The organism is Paenibacillus sp. 05T425 (genome assembly GCF_056396205.1).
In genome coordinates this window covers 1-18,815 of the sequence record NZ_JBFTLA010000028.1, presented here as the reverse complement: position 1 = coordinate 18,815, position 18,815 = coordinate 1, and the positions used below count along the sequence as shown (strand labels likewise).

At 42.0% G+C, this 18,815-nt stretch carries 23 protein-coding genes; 20 read left to right on the top strand and 3 right to left on the bottom strand.

The features are described 5' to 3' along the window. Positions 1 to 61: 61 nt before the first annotated feature. Genes AC1DF0_RS31260 through AC1DF0_RS31240 form a run of 5 tightly spaced genes read left to right on the top strand, consistent with a single transcriptional unit; the run spans position 62 to position 3,890 of the window. On the top strand, positions 62 to 442 hold the full coding sequence (locus tag AC1DF0_RS31260; protein ID WP_477577419.1) for a hypothetical protein: 381 nt from the start codon (positions 62 to 64) through the stop codon (positions 440 to 442). Further along, complete coding sequence (locus AC1DF0_RS31255) at positions 439 to 1,776, top strand: right-handed parallel beta-helix repeat-containing protein (RefSeq protein WP_477577417.1); 1,338 nt, start codon at positions 439 to 441, stop codon at positions 1,774 to 1,776. The genes AC1DF0_RS31260 and AC1DF0_RS31255 overlap by 4 nt, the downstream gene beginning before the upstream one ends. Then, the gene (locus tag AC1DF0_RS31250; protein ID WP_442053314.1) at positions 1,773 to 2,342 is read left to right on the top strand and encodes a nitrous oxide reductase accessory protein NosL; all 570 of its coding nucleotides are present in this window, start codon (positions 1,773 to 1,775) and stop codon (positions 2,340 to 2,342) included. The genes AC1DF0_RS31255 and AC1DF0_RS31250 overlap by 4 nt, the downstream gene beginning before the upstream one ends. After that, on the top strand, positions 2,339 to 3,160 hold the full coding sequence (locus AC1DF0_RS31245; protein WP_442053315.1) for an ABC transporter permease: 822 nt from the start codon (positions 2,339 to 2,341) through the stop codon (positions 3,158 to 3,160). Before AC1DF0_RS31250 ends, AC1DF0_RS31245 begins: the two co-directional genes overlap by 4 nt. After that, complete coding sequence (locus tag AC1DF0_RS31240; RefSeq protein ID WP_442053316.1) at positions 3,153 to 3,890, top strand: ABC transporter ATP-binding protein; 738 nt, start codon at positions 3,153 to 3,155, stop codon at positions 3,888 to 3,890. Before AC1DF0_RS31245 ends, AC1DF0_RS31240 begins: the two co-directional genes overlap by 8 nt. Positions 3,891 to 3,946: 56 nt before the next feature. Here AC1DF0_RS31240 and AC1DF0_RS31235 read toward each other — a convergent pair whose 3' ends face one another. Beyond that, the gene (locus AC1DF0_RS31235; protein WP_442053317.1) at positions 3,947 to 4,435 is read right to left on the bottom strand and encodes a FixH family protein; all 489 of its coding nucleotides are present in this window, start codon (positions 4,433 to 4,435) and stop codon (positions 3,947 to 3,949) included. Positions 4,436 to 4,453: 18 nt separating this feature from the next. Then, positions 4,454 to 5,869: a PepSY-associated TM helix domain-containing protein gene (locus tag AC1DF0_RS31230; RefSeq protein ID WP_442053319.1), complete on the bottom strand. Its 1,416-nt coding sequence runs from the start codon at positions 5,867 to 5,869 to the stop codon at positions 4,454 to 4,456. A 262-nt stretch (positions 5,870 to 6,131) separates the two neighbouring features. Between AC1DF0_RS31230 and AC1DF0_RS31225 the strand changes: the two genes are divergently transcribed. The 8 genes from AC1DF0_RS31225 (at position 6,132) to AC1DF0_RS31190 (ending at position 12,728) form a co-directional block, all read left to right on the top strand. After that, positions 6,132 to 7,109: a YpdA family putative bacillithiol disulfide reductase gene (locus AC1DF0_RS31225; protein WP_442053320.1), complete on the top strand. Its 978-nt coding sequence runs from the start codon at positions 6,132 to 6,134 to the stop codon at positions 7,107 to 7,109. Positions 7,110 to 8,081: 972 nt separating this feature from the next. After that, complete coding sequence (locus AC1DF0_RS31220) at positions 8,082 to 8,573, top strand: RNA polymerase sigma factor (protein WP_442053321.1); 492 nt, start codon at positions 8,082 to 8,084, stop codon at positions 8,571 to 8,573. Next, complete coding sequence (locus AC1DF0_RS31215; protein ID WP_477577414.1) at positions 8,570 to 9,493, top strand: zf-HC2 domain-containing protein; 924 nt, start codon at positions 8,570 to 8,572, stop codon at positions 9,491 to 9,493. Before AC1DF0_RS31220 ends, AC1DF0_RS31215 begins: the two co-directional genes overlap by 4 nt. 333 nt (positions 9,494 to 9,826) lie before the next feature. Beyond that, positions 9,827 to 10,096 carry a hypothetical protein gene (locus AC1DF0_RS31210; protein ID WP_442053323.1) on the top strand — a complete coding sequence of 90 codons (270 nt, stop codon included), beginning with the start codon at positions 9,827 to 9,829 and terminating at the stop codon, positions 10,094 to 10,096. 163 nt (positions 10,097 to 10,259) lie between these two features. Beyond that, positions 10,260 to 11,270, top strand: coding sequence for a hypothetical protein (locus AC1DF0_RS31205; RefSeq protein WP_477577412.1), 1,011 nt, complete (start codon positions 10,260 to 10,262; stop codon positions 11,268 to 11,270). A gap of 293 nt (positions 11,271 to 11,563) precedes the next feature. Then, positions 11,564 to 11,749, top strand: a complete 186-nt coding sequence (locus tag AC1DF0_RS31200; protein WP_477577411.1) for a hypothetical protein — start codon at positions 11,564 to 11,566, stop codon at positions 11,747 to 11,749. A 194-nt stretch (positions 11,750 to 11,943) separates the two neighbouring features. Further along, a complete protein-coding gene (locus tag AC1DF0_RS31195) occupies positions 11,944 to 12,225 on the top strand; it encodes a hypothetical protein (RefSeq protein WP_477577409.1) in 282 nt (93 codons plus the stop codon). Positions 12,226 to 12,383: 158 nt separating this feature from the next. Then, the gene (locus AC1DF0_RS31190; RefSeq protein WP_477577408.1) at positions 12,384 to 12,728 is read left to right on the top strand and encodes a hypothetical protein; all 345 of its coding nucleotides are present in this window, start codon (positions 12,384 to 12,386) and stop codon (positions 12,726 to 12,728) included. A 34-nt stretch (positions 12,729 to 12,762) separates the two neighbouring features. On the opposite strand, the gene AC1DF0_RS31185 is transcribed toward AC1DF0_RS31190, so the two are convergent. After that, positions 12,763 to 13,308: a hypothetical protein gene (locus tag AC1DF0_RS31185; RefSeq protein ID WP_477577406.1), complete on the bottom strand. Its 546-nt coding sequence runs from the start codon at positions 13,306 to 13,308 to the stop codon at positions 12,763 to 12,765. A gap of 633 nt (positions 13,309 to 13,941) precedes the next feature. Between AC1DF0_RS31185 and AC1DF0_RS31180 the strand changes: the two genes are divergently transcribed. The 7 genes from AC1DF0_RS31180 to AC1DF0_RS31150 all read left to right on the top strand — a co-directional run. Then, entirely contained in the window at positions 13,942 to 14,205 is a 264-nt protein-coding gene (locus AC1DF0_RS31180; RefSeq protein WP_442053452.1) for a hypothetical protein, read from the top strand. A 123-nt stretch (positions 14,206 to 14,328) separates the two neighbouring features. Further along, positions 14,329 to 14,763, top strand: a complete 435-nt coding sequence (locus AC1DF0_RS31175) for a hypothetical protein (protein WP_442053451.1) — start codon at positions 14,329 to 14,331, stop codon at positions 14,761 to 14,763. Between the two features lie 100 nt (positions 14,764 to 14,863). Next, complete coding sequence (locus AC1DF0_RS31170) at positions 14,864 to 15,100, top strand: hypothetical protein (protein ID WP_477577403.1); 237 nt, start codon at positions 14,864 to 14,866, stop codon at positions 15,098 to 15,100. Positions 15,101 to 15,399: 299 nt separating this feature from the next. Further along, complete coding sequence (locus AC1DF0_RS31165; RefSeq protein WP_477577401.1) at positions 15,400 to 16,047, top strand: hypothetical protein; 648 nt, start codon at positions 15,400 to 15,402, stop codon at positions 16,045 to 16,047. 765 nt (positions 16,048 to 16,812) lie between these two features. Next, on the top strand, positions 16,813 to 17,358 hold the full coding sequence (locus AC1DF0_RS31160) for an RNA polymerase sigma factor (protein ID WP_477577399.1): 546 nt from the start codon (positions 16,813 to 16,815) through the stop codon (positions 17,356 to 17,358). Between the two features lie 3 nt (positions 17,359 to 17,361). After that, positions 17,362 to 18,315: a DUF4871 domain-containing protein gene (locus AC1DF0_RS31155; RefSeq protein WP_442053471.1), complete on the top strand. Its 954-nt coding sequence runs from the start codon at positions 17,362 to 17,364 to the stop codon at positions 18,313 to 18,315. Between the two features lie 252 nt (positions 18,316 to 18,567). Beyond that, the coding region (locus AC1DF0_RS31150) for a hypothetical protein (RefSeq protein WP_477577397.1) at positions 18,568 to 18,815 on the top strand (248 nt) is incomplete at its 3' end.

Here is an 18,815-nt window from a genome sequence, read left to right as displayed (position 1 = left end):
TTCGGTAGAAAGAGTGCTTTTGCTAAAATAAAAAAGAAGTTAAATGAGAGTAGGTGAATTAATGCGTAAAATGATAATAGCTCTAATCATGCTGAGTTTGTTTGTCGCTGTAATGTCGGCATGTTCGAATTCTCCGCCAGGACCGATAGATCCGGCCGAAATCGAGGCCGTATTGACGACGAACCCCGAAGCGCCGCTGGCTGCAAAGCCAGTAGAGCTAGTCGCAAGCTTTCCAGGAGCAAATTTATCCAAATCGACATCTGGTTTGACGTTTGAAATTCGCGTGAACGAGAAAGCCGAGTTGCTTGAGGCAAATAATGCAGGACAAGATGAGTTCAGCAGCAGCTTCACGTTTCCGAAGGCGGGGACTTATGACGTGTATCTGCATCTGTATACCGAAGATGTACATCTGACGAAAAAGAAGCAGGTAGTCGTGCAATGAAAACGTTGAACAAAGTAATAATTATATTGGTATGTGCATTAATTTCGATCTTAATGGGGGGAAGCTCCATTAAGGCCGATGGATCAACGAAGTCCTTGCAAGAGCTCATTAATGAAGCACATACAGGTGACACGATTGTCATACCGGTAGGAAATTATAACGGCCCGATAATCATCGATAAATCGCTAAAGCTGGAGAATAGGTCAGAAGCCGAAGTGATTATTAGGAATACAACCTCCAAACCCGCTGTTCAAATCACGGCTGACAACGTTTCTTTAGTTGGATTGACGATCATTGACGAAACGGTTAGCAAGCAGTCTGCCATTCTTGTTCAAGGCAACGGAGTGTTGCTGGACCAATTGCAAATTCGTACCGGCTCATTCGGCATTAAGATGAGAAAGGCTAACAACGGAGAGGTACGAAACACCAGCATCGTGTGGATCGGGAGGATTGCAGATCGACCGGTTAAGCTCTCCGATAAAGGTAATGGCATTGATTTGTATGAATCGAACGGCAATCGTTTTATTGGAAATTCCATTACGGCGATGCACGATGGTATTTATATGGAGAATAGCGATGAGAATGTTATAGAATCTAATACATTTGAACTTCTGCGTTATGGAGTCCATTGCATGTATACCAAAGGGACGATCATTCGCAATAATATCGGTATGTTGAACATTACCGGAGCAATGATTATGGCCGTTCGCGATGTCGAAGTGACTGACAATCAATTTACCAAACAAAACGAGAATGTGAATTCGCAAGGCATCCTTTTGTTCGACGCTCATCAAACGGTTATTAGAAACAATCATGTTGAAGGAAACCGGGTTGGCTTATACGTGGAACAATCCACTCAAAACAAGATTGAGGGCAATTCCGTAATAGGTAATTTCATTGGTATTCAAATGCTTGAAGCCGATAAGAACGATTTGACTGGCAATCAATTCGTAGGCAATGTTGCAAATGCCGAAGCCAAAAATAGTGTGGACAATGTTGTGGCAGGAAACTATTGGGATTCATTTCAAGGAATTGATGCAGATGGAGACGGTAATAGCGATATTAAATATGCGATCAATCCCTTTTTCCAAAGTCTAATTAAAGCACGACCGGGCTTTCAACTCTTCTTCCAATCCCCTGGAATGGTGTTTCTAGAGAGTCTTTATCAGTCGGAAAGCAAAGTTTGGACTACGGACGAATCCCCGTTAATGGAGCCATCTCAAGAGCTACGCTTTATTGCGCCGTCACTTACTCTTGTGCATACGGCTTGGATTGGAGCCATATTGCTATGTTTAGCTATATATTTCATATACCTGGGGGTAAGAAGAAAATGAATGCAAAAAAGATTAGCGTATTTTTCTTGATGATTGTTGGCTTATTGCTAGTAAGTGCATGCGGTACCAAGGAATACAAACCGCAAGCGATCAACGAAGAAACGGATAAATGCGTCATATGCAATATGTCTGTTAAAGATGATCCCTATGCCACACAAATTATTACAAAAGACGGACAATCGTTGAAATTCGATGATATTGGCTGTATGAACGAGTGGAAGGTCAATAACGGTACGGAGACGGTCGGGGCTGAGTTTGTCCGAGATCACAATACCGGTGATTGGATCAAGTATGATAAAGCCTATTACGCATACGATCCTTCATACGTCACACCGATGGCATACGGAGTCATTGCTTTCGAAGATGAAGCAACTGCCCAAGCTTATATTGCCGAACAAGGAATGGGAAAATTGATGAGTTCTACCGAACTGGCCAATCATTCATGGGAAGTAAATCGTGAGATGATGGACATGGAAAACATGGAGATGCATAACGAAAGAGAGCACTTGGATGAAACAAAGGAACACATGGAGATGGATAATGAAGCTGAAGGATCACACTCGTGATTCAGACGGTGCATATTGCGATTAGAGAAGTGAAGCTTGGATTTCGAAATCCATGGGCATATTCCTTCATGGGACTGTTTGCTCTGTTTATGCTGTGTTTGCTGCTCATTAATGCACAAGGTTATGTGCAGGGCTACTCAGGGATTACCGGAACGATACTTAATTTGATTCTATATTTATTGCCTTTGATGTCACTTTTATTGGGTTCATTCTCGTTAACGGCAGAGAAGGAAGAAGGCAGTTGGGAGCTATTATCTGTATATCCGCTGAGCACCTGGTCTTTTATTGTTGGTAAATACGCGGGGCTCGCGGTCGTTCTTCTTGTTATCGTTTTATTCGGTTTTGGCATTGCTGGCTTACTTGGTTTTGTTGCAGGGTCAGGTTTTGATTCTAAAACTTATTTACTGTTGCTTGTCTTTTCAATTAGTGTTGCTTTTCTATTTCTCGCCATTTCTTTACTGGTAGGCACACTGGCCAAAAATCGTTGGCAAGCTTTAACGATCGGCGTTGCGATATGGTTTTTCGCCATCATCGGTTGGCCGCCGTTACTAATTGCCGCTTTGGGCTTTATGCCGTACATGTTCATTGAACCGGCAGTGACGTTCCTTACTTTTCTGAATCCAGCTGAGCTATCGCGTTTATTTACAGTCATCAAATTAGGCGGAGGCTCTATTCTTGGGCCTGAATATTACGACTGGATCAAATGGGTCAAACAGCCTTCTGGCACTCTTGGCTTCCTAGGAGTGGCCGTATTATGGATTGGGTGCGTGATCGGTATTTCACAATTCATATGGGAGAGGAGACGTTCGCGTGCCTGAACCTATCGTGAAACTTGAAGACGTGAAAAAAGTATTGAAAAAGCAAGTTGTAATCGAAAATCTGCACTTGCATGTTAATCAAGGACAGATCTTAGCCCTTTGCGGAGGTAACGGAGCAGGCAAGAGTACCATTCTAAGGATGATTGCCGGCATAGCTCAGCCTGACAACGGTAGTATTACCGTAGGCGGAGTACGCTGGAAGGATAACCGAAAGAAATACGCAAACATGATCGGTTATATGCCAGATGACTTTCGTTTTGGCCAAGGCTTGACCGTATACGAGACACTTGCTTTCTGGGCAGCGCTTCGTGGTATTCCCAAGTCTAGAGTAGGGGAGGTCATCAAGGAGGTCGGACTGGAGGATACGGGGAAGAAGTCCGTTTCTTCCTTCTCCAAAGGGATGCGGCAGCGTGTATTGTTCGCACAAGCTTTGCTGGCTCGACCCCCGATCGTCTTAATGGATGAACCGACAAACGGTTTAGATCCCTATTGGATAGAAACATTTGTACGGATGGTGAAGGACCTATCGGCGAATGGTCAGACTGTTCTATTCTCTACCCATCAGCTTCAGGTTGCCGAAGCACTTGCTGATCGAATTGCTTTGCTAAGAGGCGGAAAGATAGAGCTTGAAGGCTCAGGCCCTGATATTCGCGAACAGCTAGGCGCAAACGGCCTCCAGGCTGCTTTCGCTGAGTGGTTTGGATTAACAGGAAAGCTCAACGGGTTCTAAAAGATAAAAAATAGATCCCTCGGCCACCAAGGCCGAGGGATCTATTTGTCTGTCCATTAATGATGACCGACTGCGGGGGCAGCAGGGGTTCCGGATCGTTGTGCTTCTTCCAGCACTGCAAGCTGCTCTATGGCATGAGCGCCAATAGCAAAACGCTTGGCAGGCATGACTTGTTCGTTAGCAGAGTTGATACGAGATTGAACAACATATAGCCCTTCTTCGTTTAAAGTATGGGTAACGCTATACACGCCGGGGGACTCTTCTTTCGCTGCAATCGTAATAGCAGACTCCTTATTGCCTTCTAGCCAAATGACAAACTCGGCTTTCTCCGCATTCTGAACCGGCTTGCTGCTCTTGGTAACCTCTACAGAAAATAAGCTTGGTTTTCCAAGTATCCATTCATCAGGCACATGCAGATCAACAGTAAGATGAGGGGGGAGACCGCTCTCATCCGTTGCAGTAGTTTTGACCGTGCATCCGCAGAACAGAAGGATGAGCATTAGCAGCCATAACCATTTAACCAGACGATGTAGGTTCATATTCATAAGTTTGTTCTCCTATCGTTAGACCGAGAACCAGTGCCGAAGCGACTTTATTCTGCGGAGGATGAATAGATCGAGAATGAGTACGAAAAGGATAGACAGGCCAACTAACGGCATTACGGCACCGCATATAAGCATAATAATGAGGACACCAATCGTTACTTTATTACTTTTTGGCTTAGCTGGTGCTCCTAACTTTCCTTCTGGTCTGCGCTTACGCCACATTACGTAAGAACTAAGTGCTACTAGAATTAATCCTAAGCAAGCAACTAAACCGATTAATTGATTTGCCAGTCCGAATAACGTGCCTTCATGGAACGCTATTCCGTAAGATATGGCTTTGGCCATGATCCCATAGTCGGCAAAGCGCACATCCGTTAATTTTGCACCACTGTACTGATCGATGTGCAAGGTTGCATTGTAATACGGATTCGGCTGGGATGTGGAAATAGTATATACGCCCGTTTGTCCAGCGGGCACACTTATCGTGTAAGGCTTATGAATGTTTTCGCGCGTTGCGATTTGTTCAACTTCATTAATACTTAGCGGGACATAGCTGCCCGCCATAGAGGCTGGAACGGGTATGCTTTCGGCTGCCCATGGAATATCCTCAGCAATGTCTTTAGCAACGGTAACCGATTCCGGTTTAGCGCTGAAGCTATAAGCGAAGGGAGGCGTATTCGTGTTTGTCGAGTTTGCCAGTTTATCGATTTGACCACCCATGATCCCTGACCAGGGCAATCCTCCCGCAATAATCACGAGCAGTACAATCGATATCCAAAATGCAGGAACGGCATGAAGATCACGCCAAAACAGGCGGCTTCCCGGCTTACTTAGTCTGGGAAGAATAGTCCCCCATATAGAAGCTTTGTGGCGAGGCCACCAAAGGTATAGACCCGTTAACAATAAAATGATTGCCCAACATGCAGCAAGCTCTACGAGCCGATTGGCAATTGTTCCACCAACGACGAGCTCGCTATGCATCTTCTTGAAGAAAGCGGTGAAAGTCTTATCGCTGTTCATCATGCCTAGAACGTGACCGCTATAGGGATCCACATACATAGTCGTAGCTGTACCGTTGCGACTAGCCGATAACTGGTAACTTGATTTAGGAGTATCGCCTATCGTTACAGAGTATATGGAAGTACCTGGATAAGCTTTTACGGTCTTTTCAATGATGCTCTCAGGCGCCAGTTTCGATGCTCCGACCTCTTGAACGGTTAGCATATCCTTGTACAAAAAACCTTCAATTTGCGGTTTAAATAGATAGACAGATCCGCTGAAAGCTAAAATGATTAAAAATGGCGCGAAAATGATTCCTGCATAAAAATGCCATCTCCATACCGATTGGTAAATGGCCTGTCGCAGCCTAGACGATGTTGTCTTTTTCAGTTCGGTCTCAGTTGGATTTGTGTTTCCAATCGGAATAGCACTCATAACAATACCCCGTTCCCATATATGAATATAATCTAATTCATTATAACTTTAGGGAACGAAAGATCGGATGACTCGATAGAGCTATAAAATATAATTACCAATACAAAAGTCAATAAACTGGAATCCGAGTATCATTGAGTAGAAGGGAGCACGAACAAAGTAAAACTTGATAACAGATGTCATTTTTTGTGACATAATTTGTTGACTGAAATTATGAAAACGTGCTACATTATTGGCTATTAATTAGATAGGAGCAACTAACATGAGAGACGTTATTGTAATTGGCGGCGGACCATGCGGTCTTGCCGTTGGACTGGCACTGCAGGAGCAGGGAATCGATTATTTGATTTTAGAGAAACAAGCCATAGTCAATTCGATCAAATCATTTCCGGTAAATATGCGATTCTACAGTACGAGTGATCGATTAGAGATTGGAGATATTCCGTTTCTATCTGAAGAGGATCGACCCACACGCCATGAAGTGATGCGGTATTATAGATCGGTCGTAATAAGGCAGCAAATGAACATATTAACCTTCCGCGAAGTAATTGGCATCGAGCGTATGAAGGATGGTTTCTTAGTGCGGTCGTTGAACCACCTCGCCAAAGAAGAGATATTTGAGGCACGGAGAATCGTGATCGCCACAGGTATCTTTGATCATCCTCGATTATTGGACGTTCCAGGCGAGCAGCTTCCAAAGGTCATGCATTATTACACCGAGGGACACTCCTACGCTGGGCGGTCCGTATTGGTGGCAGGAGGTAAAAATTCAGCAATCGAAGCAGTCATCGATTTGTATCGCAATGGTGCAGATGTGACACTTGTTCATCGTGGTGCTACCGTGCTGCAAGGCATTAAACCAACCTTGCTGACCGATATTCGTAATCTATTTGAGAAGGGCAGAATAGACTTTTATCCCGAGTCGGAAGTTACGCGTATTTTAGATGAGCAGGTGGTGATTACAACCGCAGGCAGGGAGATTGTAATTGAGAATGAGTTTGTTTTTTCGTTAATCGGTTATCAGCCGGCTCTTGCCATGATCAATGATTTAGGTATCCGTATTGATCCAGAAACTCAGATCCCAACATTTGATTCTGAAACTTATGAAACTAATATAAAGAATATCTATGTAGCTGGCGTGGTTACGGGAGGAATCACAAATAAAGTTTTCATCGATGACGGCCGTCTTCATGGACCCAGGATTGCCGCTAAAATCGCCGGTGATCTGCGCAAACTGTGAACAGTCGAACATATTTGTTAAATAAGAACGTACTCTACAGGAACGTTCTTATTTAACAACAGTGATGAATTTATTTTTTAACAATTGTGATGGGAGAGTGAAGTTATTTTGTAGTGAAAAACATTTAACTCAATACGTTGTCAACTTATATGAAAATGTTTGTCAGAGTACAAGAACATATATGCATTTGAAGCCGCGTAAATCGCGGTTTTTTTGTTTTAAGGATATAAGTTCTTGTCCAAACTCGAGGACAAGAACTTATATCCTTAACCGAAATGGACAAGAACTTACATCCTAAGCCGAATGTTTTCGAATATCCCAATAATAAAGGTGCTGGTTGGCATTAAACTGACTGGCAGTTTAACGTAGTACAATAGGATGTTATGATAAAGTGTAAACGGGTATAAGCAGATAACATAATTTCTTTAATGGGACCTAACAGAAAAAATAAGAAACACATCACAATTAAAATTAATCATCAGACAGTTAAAATACTCAAGTATAAGAAAGAAAAACACGAGGACAGATTCACTGGTGAAACATATACCACTATTGAGTTAATCACCAAAATTGATAATGATGTATTTAACAATAAAACAGTCACATTAGAGCTTGCAGATATGGATGTTATTCATGCTGAATGGATTACTCGATTCTCCCAGCCTGGTCTACTTAGATATATATACAGGATTAAAACTGAAGTCATGTCGTTCAACTAACGGGGAACATTAGTTCAGCGATCCAGGAGTAGTTTTCAGACTCGGCAGCTGCTCCTTTTTCATTAAGCTAAAGGGCAAGATAATTCAAATATATGGTACTATTTAGTTATATAACCCAAGCGGATTTTTGAGCTGCTTGCTTACACGGAGCGTTGGACAAAAGAATTGTCCATGCTCCTGTTTTTGTGACTATTTCGGAATAACGTTGTCTAATAGATATGCGGTTCGGCATGAGCGAGGGAGAGGAGAACTTTTGAACGATTTTTCGGATGTTTATAACGAATATGCTGTACCTGTACGCCGATTTTTGTTGTCCTTAACGCAAAATGAGGAAATAGCGGAGGAGTTAACGCAGGAGACGCTGTATAGAGCTTTTCTCCATATCGATAGCTTCAGAGAGGAGAGCTCCCTCTACAGCTGGCTGTGCCAAATTGCCAAAAATCTTTATTTGAACGAGCGAAAGAAGCTCGCAAAAAGGCAAGCTTCCGCTGCTACGCACTTGCTTGAGGGTGTGAACGGCGAAGAATGGACGCAAACACTACTTCTTAGGGAGCAAGCGATGTTGGTCCATCAGGTGCTGCATTCGCTGCCCGAGCCCTATAAGGAAGTGTTTACTCTTAAGGTGTTCGGCGAGCTCAAGTTCAAAGACATTGCAAATTTGTTCGGCAAGACGGAATCCTGGGCGAAGATGACGTTTTACCGGGCGAAGGAGCGAATTGTAAAAGGAATGGAGGAGAAAGCATGAGACAGCCTTGCAACGTGGTGTATGATTTGCTTCCGCTTTATATCGATGGGGCGTGTTCGGAGGAGAGCAAGGAACTCGTCGAAGAGCACTTGACGGAATGCCCGGCGTGTAGAGAGAAGCATGCGGCGATGACCAGTGAGATGGTGGAGGGCAGCCTACTCCAACCTAATCAGCCCACCCTTAGGAATCGCGATCTCGCTGCGAAGAGAGTGTTAAAACGAATTAAGCGAAGATGGACCCTTAGCGTGGCAGCTTTGCTGCTGCTCGTACCGTTTTTTTGGCTAGGCGTGAATCAGTATCGGGGCGAAGGCATTTCGTACACGAATCTTTACGATCACTATAACGCTGTCCGCTTTCTTCATGCACTGGAGGACAGAGATTATGAGAAAGCTTTCTCTTTCGTGAACGTGAGATTTTATTATGAGGAAGACTTGCAGAGAAGTTTGCCTGGCGTAGCCAAAGGGCTCCGTAAGGAGGACTTTACTTACGAGAAGCTGGAGGACGGAAAGTATTATTATACGAACGAAACGACCCGGATCCCAGAATCGGACATCGAGGAGTGGCTGAAGGAACGAAACGATTGGTATAACCAGTACAAGGATATGTCGTATGAGCAGTTTTATGCCTATAGCGAAAGCAATTTTATAAGGAATCTGCAGGAGTGGGAGAAGCTTGGATACGAGATTACAGGGTTTAGCTGGGATTCCGCAATCGTGGATGAAAGCAGCGTGCATGAGGTCAATGAACTTAGTTTCAATGTCTATATCTGGGATGGAGAACAAACGACGAAGTCAGGCGAAATAAGCCTCGATGGAAACGATAAAGGGAATTTTATCATCGGCGGAGGTTCTTATTTACATGGCGATGTGAAGACGAGCAGCCTACTCCAGGCAATGTCTGTTTGGGAGTTCGATAGTTGATAAAACCACGACGGAAGCCACGATTGGATGCCTACTCGTTGGGACGATAGCACCACGACATGACGGCAGCCGGCCACACGATCGGTTGCCGTTGCTCGTTGAAGTAAAGGACAGGATAATGCAACAAATGCAATATCTGAATCGTATAAATAATGGAGTGTTTGATAAATCGATTCCAAAAGAAAAGGGTGTGGAATTATGAAAATAGAAAAAAATCTTATATCGTAGTTTTATCGGGGCTGGTTTTTGTAACAGGAATCGCTCTATATTTTTATCCAAATAAGCACGGAAATACAGTTTCAGAGAATGACTACCTTCTGAAGGCCTCAGGAGATGCTCTTAATTACGCTGTTAACGAACAAGGACAAACCTAGTAATGGACCATTCCCTGCTGGAACAGAACAAGAACCTGAATTAATTAAAGCTGAGGGGAAAAATGGAGTTATTGGATACGTAAAATCTTCCGATCTAGATCCACAGGTGTCTTCGCCTGAAGAAGCAATAGCCTATATGGAATCCATAGAACATGTGGACTATATATCAATTCCTTTGTATAAATCTGATGGCAAAACTGTAATTGGTGAATTTAGACTTGGGAATTAACGTGATGGCTTGCAGAAGGTATGGCTTTAATCTTTATATGATCTATATTTATTTTAGCACACAGCTAGTTTCAATAAGCAGTTAAGCCGGTTTTTGATCTTCGAAAGTTGAGATGCAAACATTAAATTGGGAAAATAGCAATTTTAATGTAGGAGGACTTTGGATGAAAAAAGTGATCTTACTGGTGCCCCTGCTGCTGGGAGCGGCATTGTTGTTTTATTTCTATCAATCATTCACCGATTCTCACAATGTGGATACCGATTCCCCAACGTCTGCCTCGCTGGAACAACACCAAGAAACACCATCTCTCCCGACCCGTGAACCGGACACTTCTGAACAAATCAACAGTTCAGTCTTTGATGTAAGCAAAGCGATATATCTCGGTGAAATCGACAGCGGGGCCGTTTATGAAGCCTTTGGCAAGCTTTATTACGTAGACACGCTTGGGGAAGCCATTGAGATCGGAGATCCCGCTATCGAAAAAAGAGGAGCTGTCCTTGCTCCAACTGGAAATACCCTAATTTACCAGTTTTCCGATACGTCCATTATAACAAGTCCAGCAAAACTGGCTTTGCTCCATTTACGAGATAACAAGGAGAATGCTGTGATCGAGCTTGAAACCAGCAATAGAATGGAAGAGATCGGCCCGTACTCCTGGTCAGGCCAAAATGTTTTTGTGCAGGAAGCTCTTGCAACCGAATCGCCGAATTTCCTCATGTTTAATGGTAAAACGGGAGCAGTAGTCGATTCAGGCAAGCTCTTTCAAACTCTATATGAAAACAATAAAATAACGAAAGTGTTGAGGCTCGATCCCAGACACATAGTGAACTCCGACAACGGTTTGGGGGCTCCGATTATCGTTGCGGCATTAACGGAGGATGGCGTTTTGCACGAACTGCTTGAGGAAACGTTTTACGAAACGATGTTTCTGGATATTAAAATATCCGATGACCTAACCGCAATCGTCATATGGACCCATCTGGTACCGGATAATTCTTCCACGCTTTGGGTAGCGGAACTGGATCACGCAAATTGGCAAACGGGCGAATGGCAAAAATACGATACCGCTCCCGAAAAAGAAGGATCTATCCGGTTCGATACCGACCACAGAAATGTGTTGCTGAGCAACGGGGAGATGATCGTGATGCCTAAAGTAGAAGGAGTTGAGCACTAAATACGAGGTACCTTACCTAATTTACGACTATTTATCATTTTTAAACGAAGGAGTAAGCAGACAGGTATGTCATTTAGAGTATTTGAAAGTGATAATAACTCCCGATAATAACTTGTTCATGTACATTTCGGCTATATACGTTACACTAACTGGGAACGATAGTTCAACAACATAAAGTGAGCAGTCCGCCGCGGCCCTGCTCACTTTTTTCATTAAGCTAAAGGGAAGGATAGTTCCAATATGTGGTATGTTTGTAGTAGGCGTTCACTCAGATAGAAGGGGGGGGATTCCCAATGGAGAATGAGAAGGAGCTGGAGACTCAGGAACTTAAAAAACGTATCGACTTTCTAGAAAAGCAGGTTCAGAGTAAGCAATCTAAATCTACAAATAAATTGAGGTTCGGCATAACTTTTATTTTAGTGATCGTGGCTTTACTCGTCTTAATTGGAGTTTTTCAATTTATTACTCCAACCAATTGAATTATCGGGGAACGATATCTCAACAACCGGCAGCCGGTCAGCACGATCAGCTGTCTTTGTTGAACTAACGGGCAGAATAGTTTAATAGTTAAACAGAAAATTATTCTGGAAGTTGTAAATTTGGAGAAGCTAGGAAACATGTTAGAATAATTATATAAGGTAAGAATTTTATTCGTTTTGATGGGAGAGATCAGGTGGACCTTTTTCGGTTTAAAACAACTCAACAATCAGAGAGTTACTGCAAAGATATAGTCAGTTTCATGATTGAGGAGTTTGGTATTAATGAGGAGGAAGCTGTAGGCAGAATAAATAATATGTGGGGGGGAATTGACTGGAATGATGATATTGAATCAGAAATATATGATTCAAGATACCATGAGCTTCCACAAGATTGGGCGTACATTATATATTTTGGTCATGTGTCACAATGGTGGAGAAGAGACAAATCTGAATTAACTCCAAGACCATATACGTAAGCTACGCTAACGGAGAACTTTGTTAGTTCAAAGCACGATGGAGCAGATTGCACACGGCAACTGCTCTCTTTTTCATTAATCCAGCTGGTAGGATTACGTGGTGGGTTCTTCTTTGATATGATTAGGGAAAAGTTGGATGTAGGAAGGATGTGAGTATTGTGATTACCGAGTTGCGACAATGGGCTTTAGAGAACGAAATTGAAGAGAAAAGTATCAATGGATTTTGGTATTGCTTCAATAACTATAAAACTGACAATCAAGAAGAATTTATCGAAGTGTTTGGTGATGATTTTGAAAAGGACCAATTAAACATCCAACTAAAGAATATAGCTTTATTTATAGACGAATGGGATGCGACAAAGATATACGATTCAATTACATATGGATTTGATTATGTTGTGTCATACATTCCCATTGAATTCAGGAATAAAAAGATTGGTGTTTATCGAATGTTATTCAAATTAAGCGGAGAGTCGCTTGATGATTTCTTTGTGCTTGATTGAACTATCGAAGAACGAAAGTTATTGGATTAAGTCTTTATTGAATGGCAAACTCATTGCCATCATTAAAGACTATTCTAAGTGGATCTTGTTTTATCATGTAACGATTATTTAATAGTTGCTTTTTGATATGATAGCCCATCTTAAATTCATGAGTGTTTATTATCTTATAAGTCAGTGGCCCAGTCTTTTTCATTATAACTAATGAACTATATCTAATGGTTGGATAATTGAACTTTACAGTTGCAATTAGTTCAAGGTTTTCTTCTTTGATCGTGATTGGATGTAGTACACCTTCATTAAACATTTCACAGAAATTATATGCCATTACAGCTGCTACAATTGGAATACATGCAAATAATATTTTAACCCGTACACGTTTAGTTTTGAATATAGCTGGTGTAAAGATCAGAGCGATTATGAAAAACACAATCAGGGCAGGGAATAACCAGTATTCTGGCATAAGCCCCACAAAAATGATCTGTTCCGAAGGTGTTATGTTATAACTTAATATGACTAAAAGACACATGATTATTTCAATTACAATGATTACCTTCATCCAGAATCGTGAACGATTTGTCAATGGGATAGCCTCCTTCTTTCATCCGTACATTGGAATAGAGACACATAATGTAATATATAGACAACATTTTCATCGATTTAGTTTCGGTCCTATGAAAAAATTAGGATATTCTTGCAGCAAACGATTTAGCACTATATCCTTTTACTTATGAGAAAAAAACTTGATGATAATTTAATATAGTTCCAAAAATGAAGATACAAAGTTTAGCATAAAAATTCTAAAGGCAATTCAAAGCTTGAACTAACTGGGAACTATAGCTTAATGTACAACGCGGCAGCCGGTATACGATCGGCTGCCTTTCGCTATTGAAGTAACGGGCAATTTAACGCAACAAACACTTCCAATTACTCGTATAGAAAGGGACCATACTTTTGGTATGCAGAGGAGGCAATAAATGAAGAATCAATTAAAAAGTAAAGTTATTGTTATTCTAATAATAATATCTTGTTGTATCCTCTTACTTTTATTTTGGTGGTTATATAATATGGTGATGAATACTCCAAATCCAATGGATCCGTGACCGATAGTTTAAATAAACTAAATTATTAAGCTACGAGACACTATAGCTTAATGAGAACTACAGATGGACGGATGCCGTTTTCCGTTCCATTGAGAAACGGGGGGAGTTGACACATGGACAAGGAGAAACAGGATCTAGAGAAAGCAAAAACGGTGTATGAAACAAGTGAGATCATAACGACGAATGTATACAAGGTCAGCTCGAAGCAGAAAGAGGAACTCGATCGTCTGTCAGCTGAAAGGCTCGAAAAGTTGCGCGAGGGGGCAATACCAATAATCCGCAAACGGTACGAGCAGCTGGTCAAGCTCCGAAAGCAACAGCCGAAGGTCGACGACGGTGGCAAGCCGCCTGGGGATTCCGCTAGCGGAGAACGTTAGCACCACGACATGAAGGCAACCGGCTACGCGATCGGTTGCCTTTGTTCGTTGAGGTAACGGGTAGCTACAACATTTGGTGAAATATTCTAGAAACTCATTTAGAAGAGTAAAGGACTGAATCAAATGAAATATGCGATGTGGCAAACTATCTACAACAAAGCAAACAATCAAACACCTCACGAGGAAATCGACGAGATGCTCTCTTCACTTGAAAACGGAATATGTAATTTATCGGATGATGAAATTACAGTTAAAGTGGGGTGTTTTATTCCCAGTCAAGGCTGTGAGGGTGCAGCGGATGGCTATTTAAAGTTGCTAGCTACTGTATCGCCGTTTCGAACCAACATAACCCAAAACCTTCTTATCATTGCACTTCAGCCTATTTATTATATGGGCTTTGAGGAGACAGAAAGCCTTTGTCAGTACATAGCCGCTGTCGCAAGAGATGGACGTTATTTAAATAAAGCTCAGCAAAAAGTGCTTGCGGATTTAGCCACAAAAAAAACACTTATCGAATCTGCCTTTACCACGATGCTTCAGTTTGAAAAAACGTATTAATAAAGCATCAAAAAGGGGAGATGCACGATGAGGTATGATTAAGCTAAAGGGGAACTTTAGTTGAATACAACATGGAGCAGATTGCTATCGGAGGATTTAAATGCATAAAAGCATTCATTGGCATGCGTTTTTCAAAGTGAATACTGAGGAAAAGGCTCGGAAATTACTCTCAAGATTTGAAGAAATTACTGAGACGAATGCTACCCTTACATCCTGTGAACGTTATTGGAAGGATTCCACTTTATTTGATGTTGGTTTTAGCACATCCATAAATGAGGAGGATATTTCTCATACCGTTTTCTTAACCCTAGTAATTGCTCAGAAATTGGCTTATTAATGGCAGATTACTGGTCCTTCCAATTCGGAATCGGGAATATGGGAATTTCGTGGACTAACCACTAAAACAAAAGTTACTGGTATCGAATGGATTCAGTTTAGGATAGAAACCGAACTATCATTCAACTAACGAGGAACTTTAGTTGAATACCACATGGAGCAGATTGCGATCGGGCAGCTGCTCCATTTTTCATTAAGCTAAAGGGCAGTTTAACGTGGTTAAAAAGTGATAGAACTCTTTAATTTTTGCGCATTGGAGGGTATCATATAGAAGAAAAATTCAAATTAGGGGCAGTTCTTATGGCTAGTAAGATAGATACAATTTGCGAAATTACTTATAGTCTGGCATGGTCTGATATACCAAAAAATCAAATTAAGAGGTCTTATAATAAGCTGAGGAAATTAACTCGTGAAGTATGGATGGAATCTCATTCTGAGTTATTAAGAAGATTAGGAGCGTTACAGCATCCTGCAGCAGATTATCAGCTTTTTTGGTTTGAATGCATGGATGGTCCTCAGATAGGTCCGAAACTGCATGACTTAACAGGGATGCCATTTGGCTTACCATATCACAGCTTACCAACGGATTATAATGAAAATCCTCGCGGGACACATGACTCTAAAATTAGGAGCATTCGGTATGATGATCAAAATCTTTTTATAGATATCCTTTTGGATTCATGGCACCATAAATTTGCGGAGTTAACCTTTGTTAACGTCAGTCATTACGTCTACCAAGAAGAAAATACAGTAATCGAGTTTGATTTGGAGAGCATCAGGGATGTCACTATGTTATCAGACGGAGAAGCCCCCGTTATTGATTTTTGTCTTAAACATCTGAGAATCCAAAAAAATGAGATGATTCTTAACAAGAGATTGTTTTACTTGTTCTTTCCCTCCGCAACGATCTACATCTTTGCTGATTCCTGGTCGATGAAGACTTTCTAGTCAATTATGTCCTGGGATTACGCTAACGGAGAACTTTAGTTGAATACAACATGGAGCAGATTGCGATCGGGCAGCTGCACATTTTCATTAAGCTAACTGGCAGTTATGCTTAATGAAACTGTGTTAAAATGGAAAAAACGCATATGGGAGTGGATGGTCAAATGAGTTCTTTGGCCTTGTTAAAACAATCGAAGGTAAAATATCTGCTACTACTCCCTTCCTCCGTTGTTACATTAATTGTTCTTTTTAGCTCTTACGTTTTGATATTCGGTTTCGAATATCAACATCGCTTTAGAGAAGAGTACATTGGTCCAAGTGCAAACTCAAAAGTGATTGGGGTTGGAATTGTTGTTGGTTATCTCATACTGACCTTTATATTGACATGGTTCTATAACCGAGACATAAGCGAAACATTAACGAGGATATTTAGATCGTTGTTTAATACCTTAGTGATCGCTATTGTGGGGATTTTATCAAGTCTTCCGTTGCTCTTTCCAGCGTACTATTCTCTTTTAAGCTAACTGGAAACTTTAGTTGAATTCAACATGGAGCAGATTGCGATCGGGCAGTTGCTCCATTTTTCATTAAGCTAAGGGCAGGATAACGTGACGGTCTCTTAAAAAGTAAGCAAAGATGCTAGTTAACAGTTGTCGGCTCGGCTTGGCCGCTTCAAGGGAAGGGTCTCAGCAAGCAAAAGATATAATTTATTTTGTAATAAGGAACCATTTGGTGCAAACTACGGTCTTATTTATTGGGGTGAAGGCATTGACAGACCAGTGGGATTACTTAAAGCATCTGGCAAAGGGTTATGATCGGAGTATCGTGCTTCGTGATTTGATGGATTCGTTCGGAAGTGATGTGTGGAATTTCGCTTACTTTTTGACAAATCGTTCCGATGTCGCCGACGGTATCTCACAAGAGGTTTTCCTAGCAGCATATAACAGCTTGTACGCATTTCGAGGAGACTGTTCGATTAAAAGCTGGTTACTAACGATAACGAGGAATAAAGCACTGCATTATTTGCAAAGCGCCTTCGTCCGTAAAGTGACCCTGACCGATAAATTTATGAAACGTGGGACCTCTCCAGCTGCGGAACAGGTGGTATTCGATCGTCTAGATAACCGCAAGGTTTGGGGTGCAGTCATGCAGCTGCCTCGCAAATACAGAGAGGTATTGGTTCTGGATTTTCATTACGGACTGAAGCAAAAAGAAATCGCCAATTTGTTGAAAGTATCAGAAGGTACCGTTAAATCTAGATCGCATCGAGCCAAGAAACGGATGAGTGAACTACTAACCCGTGAGGAGGTATAAAACATGAGCGAGGAAAAACCGGCTTGGGTCAAAAGTATGGCGGAACCACCTTTTGCTAGTCGTCAATTTACAGCAGATTTGAAGAATAAGGTGCTTCAGCGGGCGGGTGAATCGCAGAGAAACCATTTTTCTATAATATCGGCTGTATGTGTACCTCTGGTGATAGCATCACTTGTTATCGGCTGGTCTCAATTCAAAGACGAGGTGTTACCTTCCAGAATCAAACCGCACGTCGAAATATCCGGTAATCCTACAGCACGGACTGCCTATTACGATCAGGGACGTCGGCTATTCACAGTTAATCCCGAACCGTATGCGAAGGCGGGTACAACCGCGGGATATATCTTTCATTTTGATGAGCCCTTAGAAACCTATTTGGAAAAAACGCTGACGCTTCAAGCTGTCCATCTCCAATCAGGCGCAAAGGAGACGTTATCTTCCGAAGTTATTGCGAAGCCAAGTCCCGGTTTTTCGGGATTGGAAAGATACACGGCCCGTTTCGTTTTGCCGTTGGAGGGGATGTGGGAATTGAATGTCCTGTTGGACGATAAGCCTTACGGAAATGTAGAGCTGTTTATGCTTAAACCTGCTTGGGACATTACGCCTAAGTTTCAATCCGGTGCTTACATGATACGCGGGGCCGAGAAAAAGGTGGGTTTTATCGATGCTGGCTTCATTGCCGGGAAAACCCAAAAATACATGTGGCATTTCTGGGGAAAAGATGATCTTCTTAACGGGCCCTTTGAGGTGAAAGCGGTGAAACAAGGTACAGACAAGATGATCGTTGTTTACTCCTCAAACAAGTTAAGCTCCGCGAATGCCTTGGCCGGTGAGTTGAACGGAGCTGACCGTCACGTCGTCACCTCGATGGAGTTGCCTGAAACAGGGCGTTGGCGGCTACTTCCTTACGTAAAGGGACAACTGCTTGATACGATTGTCGTAGAGGTATCGACATAAAATAACTTTCATAAGAAAAGGACCCTTTAGGCCTTTTTATGCAATATCCGAGCCATTACGCTAACTGGGAACTTTAGTTGAATACAACATGGAGCAGATTGAGATCAGGCAGTTGCTCCATTTTCATTAAGCTAAAGGGCAGTATAACGCAACTTCCACGCCATTATAAACGTTTTACAAATAACTTGATTATTTAATGAGAGACCCTTATTCAAACAATCAACTCTAGATGCTAAAAGGGGATGAAGTTTGTTGAAGAAGAAGGTTGTTTGGCTTCTCGGACTAGGATTCTTTCTAACTGCTTTAACTGCTGGTATTTGGGTGTACTTACCGCGTGAAGTGGATATAAGGCTAGAAGGGGTAAAATACCGTTTAGGCACAGAGAATGCCTTAGAGGCCGAATCTGCCACCGTACAAATCGAAGGAACCTTTCGTCGAGCGCTGAACGGACAGCGACTGTTTAGAGGAACGGTAGAACTTGAAGGCGAACCGTTGCCTGT